The 7,942-nt window shown below is 68.0% G+C and carries 4 protein-coding genes; all 4 read right to left on the bottom strand.

Annotated features, from left to right (window positions below; all coding sequences use genetic code 11):
- Positions 1 to 3,483: beta-ketoacyl synthase N-terminal-like domain-containing protein (locus AC2VOG_RS03650; protein ID WP_486938556.1), on the bottom strand; the 3,483-nt coding region annotated here is incomplete at its 3' end.
- 74 nt (positions 3,484 to 3,557) lie between these two features.
- Positions 3,558 to 5,453: a long-chain-fatty-acid--AMP ligase FadD32 gene (gene fadD32 / locus AC2VOG_RS03655; protein WP_486938553.1), complete on the bottom strand. Its 1,896-nt coding sequence runs from the start codon at positions 5,451 to 5,453 to the stop codon at positions 3,558 to 3,560.
- 290 nt (positions 5,454 to 5,743) lie between these two features.
- Positions 5,744 to 6,763 (bottom strand): carboxylesterase Culp6, encoded by a 1,020-nt coding sequence (gene culp6, locus AC2VOG_RS03660; RefSeq protein WP_486938554.1) that lies wholly within the window; start codon positions 6,761 to 6,763, stop codon positions 5,744 to 5,746.
- Between the two features lie 103 nt (positions 6,764 to 6,866).
- Positions 6,867 to 7,754, bottom strand: a complete 888-nt coding sequence (locus tag AC2VOG_RS03665) for an esterase family protein (RefSeq protein WP_486938555.1) — start codon at positions 7,752 to 7,754, stop codon at positions 6,867 to 6,869.
- Between the last annotated feature and the right edge of the window lie 188 nt (positions 7,755 to 7,942).

A 7,942-nucleotide genomic window follows, 5' to 3' on the forward strand; every position in this document is an offset into this window, starting at 1 on the left:
AGCCGTCGGCAACACCGAGGCCAGCCCGGCCCGCGACACCAGCGCGTCGTAGACCAGCGTGAAGGACTCCTCGATGCGGGCGTGCACCTGCACCGACGCGCCACCGGGATGACGGGTCAGCGTGGTCACCAGCCGGGCGTTCTCGGCGGCCACCGCGCGCTGTTCGGATGCGGTCAGCACAGCGTCGGGAAGCACCTGTGTCGCAGCGGCTTTCACCAGGGCGGCGAGGTCGGTCTCGCCCCGCGCGGCGTACTCCCAGACGTGCCGGCCGTCGGGCAGCGCAACGTGCGTGCCGGGCATCAGCACCGAGCCGTCACCGGAGAAGTGCGCATCGAGCCAGTGCTCTTTACGTTTGAACCGGGTCGGCGGGATGTTGGCGTAGTCGCCGGGACCGGCGGCGCGGGTGAACAGCGTTCGGATGTCGAGGTCGTGGCCCTGCACGAACAACTGGGCCATCGCCGAAATCATCGACTCGACATCGTCCTGCTTGCGGGCCAGCGTCGGAATCAGCTGGGCGTCAGGCAATCCGGCGGCCGCGGTAGTCAGGCCGATCTGCATCAGCGCGACCGGGTTGGGCGCCAGCTCCAGGAACGTGGTGTAGCCGTTGTCGACGGCGTTGCGGACGCCGTGGGTGAAATACACCGAATGCCGCATGCCCTTGAGCCAGTAGGCCACGTCGTGGATCGGCTCGCCACCGGGGCGGACATAGGTGCCCTCGTGCACCGTCGAGAAGATCCCGACCTTGGGAGCCATCGGCGAAATGCCTTGCAGCTCCGCGGAGAACTCGCCGAGCAGCGGATCCATCTGCGAGGTGTGCCCGGCGCCCTTGGTCTGCAGTTTGCGCGCGAAGCGGCCCTCGGACTCGGCCCGGGCGACGATCGCATCGATCTGCTCGGGTGGTCCACCGATGACGGTCTGACTCGGCGCGGCGTAGACGCACACTTCCAGGCCGGGATAGTCGGCGAACACCGTCTTGAGTTCGTCGGCGGAGTATTCGACGAGCGCCATGAAGCGGATGTACTCGCCGAACAGCATCGCCTCGCCCTCACCCATCAGGTGCGAGCGCGCGCAGATCACCCGGGTGGCGTCAGCCAGCGACAGCCCGCCGGCGAAGTACGCCGATGCCGGCTCTCCCAGCGACTGGCCAATGACCGCAGCGGGTTTCGCGCCGTGCTGGCGGAGCAGCTCGCCCAGCGCAATCTGGATCGCGAAGATCACGACGTTGCTGGTCTCGATGCCGTACTCATGGGAGTCGTCGAGGATGAGCTCGAGAATCGAGTAGCCGCGCTCGTCCTGGATCAGCGCGTCGACCTTGTCGATCCACTCGGCGAAGACCTCGTTGCGCAGGTAGAGGTTCTTGCCCATTTTGCGGTGCTGCGCACCGAATCCGGCCATCGCCCACACCGGGCCGTTGGTGGCCGGGCCGTCGGTGCTGAACACGTAGGGCTTCTGTTTGCCTTCGGCGAGCGCCCGCAGCCCCTTGACCGCTTCCTCGTGGTCATGGGCCAACACCACCGCGCGCGAGCGGCCGTGGTTGCGGCGCGACAGCGCCCGCCCGATCGACTCCAGCGACGACGCTTGTCCCTGCGGGGATTCCATCCAGTCGGCGAGTTCGGCCGCGGCGGCCCGCTTGCGCGAGGTCAGGAACGCCGACACCGCCAGCGGCACGACCGGCGCCGTGGCCTCCTCGGCGGCCAGCTCTTGCAACGCAATCTCCTTGAGCCGCAGAGCTTCCTCAGTAATGCCGGGCAGCTCGTACTCGCCATCGGTGGGCTTGTCACCGTCGATGAACTCGCCGTACTCATCGAACCGCATGCCGCCGACCAGCTCGACGTGCTCATCGGAGGCTGTTGCCTCAGCAGGCTTTTCTTCGGAAGGCTCCGTCGCACGCTCGACCACGTCGCGGGGCAGCACCTCACGCAGCACCACGTGGGCATTGGCCCCGCCGAAGCCGAAGCTGGACACGCCCGCAACCGCGTACCCGCCGTAGCGCGGCCAGTCGGCGACCGTGTCGAGGACCTTCAGATGCGATGCCTCGAAGTCGATGTAAGGGTTGGGTCCGGCGTAGTTGATCGACGGCGGCAGCTTGTCGTGCGCAAGCGCCAACACCATCTTGGTCAGGCTGGCCGCACCGGCCGCCGACTCCATGTGTCCCACATTGGTCTTGATCGCGCCAAGCAGCAGCGGCTTGTCGTTCGCACGACCGCGACCGATCACCCGGCCCAGCGCCTGCGCCTCGATCGGGTCACCGAGCACGGTGCCGGTGCCGTGCGCCTCGACGTAGTCCACGGTGCGCGGGTTGATGCCGGCGTCTTTGTAGGCCCGGCGCAGCACATCGGCCTGCGCGTCGGGGTTGGGGGCGATCAGGCCGTTGGAGCGGCCGTCGTGATTGACCGCGCTACCGGCGATCACCGCGAGGATCGCATCGCCGTCGCGGCGCGCGTCGTCGACCCGCTTGAGCACCAGCATCGCCCCGCCCTCGGAGCGGGTGTAGCCGTCGGCGTCGGCGGAGAACGACTTGATCCGGCCGTCGGGCGAGAGCACTTGGCCGATCTCGTCGAAACCGAGTGTCACGGCCGGGGTGATCAGCGCGTTGACGCCACCGGCCATCGCGACGTCACACTCGCCGTTGCGCAGCGCCTGGATCGCCTGATGGGTGGCGACCAACGAGCTCGAGCAGGCGGTGTCCACCGCGACCGACGGGCCGTGGAAGTCGAAGAAGTACGAAACCCGGTTGGCCACAATCGAACTCGCGGTACCGGTGATGGCGTACGGGTGGGCGACGGTCGGGTCCGACATCGCCAGGTAGCTGTAGTCCATCACCGAGGTGCCAACGAACACGCCGACGGACTCCCCGCGCAGGCTGGACGCCGGGATGCGGGCGTGCTCGAGGGCCTCCCAGGTCAGCTCGAGGGTCATCCGCTGCTGGGGATCGATGTTGTCGGCTTCGGTCTTGGACAACGCGAAGAACTCGGAGTCGAAGCCCTTGATGTCGGTGAGGTAGCCGCCGCGGGTGCGGGCCTTGGCGATCGCCGCGGCCAGCCGTGGTTCATCCATGAACTCCGACCAGCGGCCCTCGGGCAGGTCGGTGATCGCGTCGCGACCCTCCAGCAGCGCAGCCCAGGTCTCGTCGGGAGTGTTCATGTCGCCGGGCAACCGGGTGGCCAGTCCGACGACAGCGATGTCGACCCGCTCGACCGGACCGGTGCGGGTCCAGTCGATGTCGTCATGGTCCGCCTCGGTCTCTGGGTCGCCCTCGACGATCCAGGTGGCCAGCGACTCGATCGTCGGGTGCTCGAACGCGACGGCGATCGAGACCGTGACCCCGATGTGGTCCTCGATGTCGGCGGCCATCGCCACCGCGTCGCGGGACGACAGCCCGAGTTCCACCATCGGCGTGGATTCGGCAATCGTGTCGGGCGACTGCCCAGTTGCCCGTGAGATCCAATCGCGCAGCCAGCGCCGTACCTCGGCGACGGTCATGTCGGTGCGAGCCTTCGGTGCACCGCAGTCGGTGGCCGGTTGGGAGTCGAGATCGATGTCAGTCATGTTCGCGATCAATCAGTTTGGTCCGGAAATGCGTTGGGGGCGACAGTGCCGGCACGCAAGGTGCCGTCGAGGTAGGCGGCGCGGCAGGCGCGGCGGCCGATCTTGCCGCTGGAGGTCCGGGGTACCGATCCGGCCGTCACCAGCAGCAGGTCGCGCACGGTGACCCCGTGCCGGACGGCGATCGCCGCCCGGATGTCGTCGGCGATCGGTTGGTAGTCGAGCTTGTGCGTACCCGCGGCCCGCTCGGCGACGATCACCAGTTGCTCGGACGTGTCGTCCGGGTCGTACTTCAGCCCCGCGTGCGGGTTGTCGAAGACAGCTCGGGGCAACTGGTTGGCCGGCACCGAGAAGGCGGCCACGTATCCGGTGCGAAGCGCCCGGCTGGCTTGCTGCGCGGATTCTTCCAAGTCCTGCGGGTAGTGGTTGCGCCCGTCGACAATCACCAGGTCCTTGACGCGCCCGGTGATGTAGAGCTGGTCCTTGTAATACGTGCCGTAGTCACCGGTGCGGACCCAGGTGCCGTCGTCAGGGGCACCCTCGGCGCGCGACGGCTCGGCGCGCGACTTGAGGATGTTCTCGAAGGTCGCCCGGCTCTCTTCTTTGCGATTCCAGTACCCGGCACCCATGTTGTTGCCGTGCAACCAGACTTCGCCGATCTGCCCGTCGGGCAATTCGGTGGCCGACTCGGCGTCGACGATCACCGCCCACTGGCTGATCCCGACCTTGCCGGCGGAAGCCTGCGCGACGCCGTTGGGCGCGTCGGCGGCCACCTCGACGAAGCGTCGGTTGTTCAGCGCCTCCCGGTCGACATTGATGATCGTGGGCGACTCCTGCATCGGGGTGGTCGAGACGAACAGCGTCGCCTCGGCCAGTCCGTAGGACGGCTTGATCGCTTGCGGCCGAAAGCCGTACGGGCCGAACGCCTCGTTGAACTTGCGGATCGACGCCGCCGACACCGGCTCGCTGCCGTTGAGGATCGCCTTGACGTTGCTCAGGTCCAGCGGCGGCTCGCCCTCCTTCGGCAGACCGCGCAGCGCGGCATGCTCGAAAGCGAAGTTGGGTGCCGCAGAAAGGGTCTGGCCGGTCTCGCCTTCCTTGCGTGCGAGCTCGCGGATCCACCGGCTGGGCCGGCGGACGAACGCGGCGGGCGTCATGAAGGTAAAGCGGTAGCCGACGACTGTCGACAACAGGGTGGTGATCAGACCCATGTCGTGGAAGAACGGCAGCCAGCTCACACCGCGGTCGCCCTCCTGCCCCTCCATCGCGTGAATCACCTGGACCACGTTGGTGGGCAGGTTCAGATGCGTGATCTGGACGCCGGTCGGGGTGCGGGTCGAGCCGGAGGTGTACTGCAGATAAGCGACCGTCTCACGGCCGGCAAGGATCGGCTCCCAGGTCGAGGCGACATCGTTGGGCACGGCGTCGACGGCGATCACGCGTGGCCGCTCCTTGGCCGGACGGCTACGGAAGAACTTACGCACCCCCTCGGCAGAGTCGCTGGTGGTCAGGATCGCCGCCGGGGTGCAGTCGTCGAGCACCGCGTGCAACCGGCCTACGTGCCCCGGCTCTGCGGGGTCGAACAGCGGCACCGCGATCCGGCCGGCGTAGAGCGTGCCGAAGAAAGCGGTGAGGTAGTCCAGGCTCTGCGGGCAGAGAATCGCGATGCGGTCACCCGGCTGGGTCACCTGCTGCAACCGGGCACCGACCGCGCGGTTGCGTGCGCCGAACTCGGCCCAGGAGATGTCCTTGGCGACGCCGTCGCGTTCGGTGGAGAAGTCGAGGAACCGGTAGGCGAGCTGGTCGCCACGCACCTTGGCCCACTTCTCGACGTGACGGACCAGGTCGGTGTTGTCCGGGAACCTGATCTGGCCGTCCTTGCCAAGGAACGGGTTGTGGTACGCCATGAATGCACTCCTGTCAGAACTGTTCTCGGTCGGCCGCAGTGCTGCGGTCGGGTCCGACGGCTAGATCCGACGCGGGTCGGCCAGTCGGACTCCGCACGTTTCGCCTGCGTAGGGACGTCGCGAAGAGCAAACCTCCCAGATGCTACAGACGGCACGTCCGGCGATCCGCAACGCGTCGTAGCGATCGCCGGACGCAGCTGCTCTTAAATTTCTCTTAATGTTAGTGGGCGGCGCGCCGCGAACCAAATCTGAACGTACCTCTTGTCGCAACTGTGACCTGTGATTCCGGTTCAGCCGTGTCTGGGATGGGGCGCGTTCTCGATCGCGGCGCGCGCCCAGTTCAACGTCCACTCCGTCGCCGGCAGGCCGTCCAGACTCCAGAACTGGGTGGTGGCGTAGAGCGCGTGCACCGGCGCGCCCGCGCCGCCCGCGAGAATGTCCAGCGTCCGGGGGAGATTGGCCAGGCTGAACGCCTCCGGCGGGGCGGCGCAGATCAGGTCGCCGACCCCGCAGATCTCGTTGGTCTTGCCGTTGAGCGCACCGAAGCCGCCTGGCCGCGGACCCGTCATCGTCAAACCTAGGGTGGACAGCACCGGCACCTCGTCCAGGACGATCTCGGCTCCTTCGCCCGGCGGGTTCGGGCCGATCTCCTGGCCCACCCCTTGCTGACGACGGCCGTCGGCGATCAGGGTCACACCCAGCACCAGGTCGTCGTCGACCGGGCCGCGCCCGTTGCCGACGTCGCTGGCGATGTCACCGGCGATCACCGCGCCCTGCGAAAAACCCACCAGCACATAGCTGGTCAGCGGGCATTTGGTGGTCATGTCCGTCATCGCCTTGACCGCGGCGCGGGTCCCCTCGGCCCGGCTGTCGTTGTACGACATCTGCGGTGGGCCGCCCAGCGGGTTACGGAACTGCGCGGTGTAGGGCACCGTGTAGGTCTCGACCCGGCTGGACTTGAATTGCTCACGGATCGGCCGGGTGACGCTGAGTAACAACGCCTTGGGGAACTGCACCGGGTTGAGCGGGTCTTCCTGCGGCGACGATTCCCAGGTGCCGGGGATCGCAAGCAGTTGCACGTCGGGGCAGCTGGAGTCCTGCGCGGCGGGCCGCGGCTTGTGCGGGTGCGACGGCAAGCCGCCGCTGGTCGGCGGCACGATGCTGGGTGGGATCGCGCTCGGCGCGCCCTGACGCTGTCGCAGCACTCCCACCACGGCCAGGATGACCAGGCCCACCACCAATGCCACTGCGGCGGCGGCGATCAACGCCAGGATTCGACGACGGCGCTTCCGCCGCGATTTCACAGCCATGGTCTCCTGCCAGCAGAGTCGGTCGGTGGCACAGCCGACAGACCCAGTGCCGTCGAGCTTTTATTTACGGTACCGGCTCGCGGCACCACGATTGCCCGACGAGTCAGCGGATGGCGCCGACGATGTCGCCGGACATCGCGCCGAGCTGCGCGCTCCACGAACCCCAGTCGTTGTTGCCGCCGGCGAAGTCGAAGTGGCCGTTGTGCCCGCCGACGTTGCGGTACTCCTGGTAGAAGAACCGGGCGTCGCCCATCGCCGCGCCGGCCTGCCCGATCATGGCCGCCGCGTCGCCACCCATGCTCGTCGGGCTCCAGACCCAGATCCGCGAGTTGTTCTGCGCCAGCAGCATCGCGTGCACCTCGGGGTCATGCCACTTCCAGCGGCCCAGCTGCGGGGCGCCCCACATGCCATTGCCGTCGACGCCGCCGAACTGCTGCAGGCCGGCCAGGATCGCGCCGTTCGTGGTGGTGTTCGACGGGTACAGGAAGCCCGACAACGAGCCGGCGTAGCCGAAGCGGTCGGGGTGGAAGCAGGCCAGCGCCATCGCACCGTACCCGCCCTGCGACGCGCCCACCGCGCCGTGGCCGCCGGGGGCCAGACCCTTGTTGGCGGCCAGCCAGTCCGGCAGCTCCTGCGACAAGAAGGTGTCCCACTGCTTGCTGCCGTCGCGCTCCCAGTTGGTGTACATGCTGAAGGCTCCGCCCGCCGGGGCCGCCACCGAGATCCCCTTGCCGGCGAGGGTGTTCATCGCGTTGCCCGCGGTCACCCAGTTGCTGACGTCCGGTGCGGCGTTGAAGGCGTCCAGCAGATAGACCGCGTGCGGACCGCCGGCCAGAAATTGCACCGGGATGTCGCGGCCCATCGCCGCGGAGGGCACCATCAGCGTCTCGTAGCCGGCGGCCCGGGCCGCGCTCAGCTGTGTCCCGAGAAAGCCACCGACCGTCAGTACGGCGGCGCCCAAGAGCCGCAGCAGCATCGACAGACTTCTCATTCCTGACCTCGCTTGTCGCTCGACCGCCAACACGGGAGCTGCAAGTCGGCCCCCGCTTCCGCAAGGTAGCTAATCACACCCGGTCGAAGCGGACGTCGGAAACGGCGAACGGCGACGACCTGGTGAGGTCGCCGCCGTCGGCCGTCCCGTGCTGGGCTCAGGTGTAGCTGGGCCCAAGCGTTCTGGGC

This window comes from Mycobacterium sp. TH-M11, from assembly GCF_057473725.1.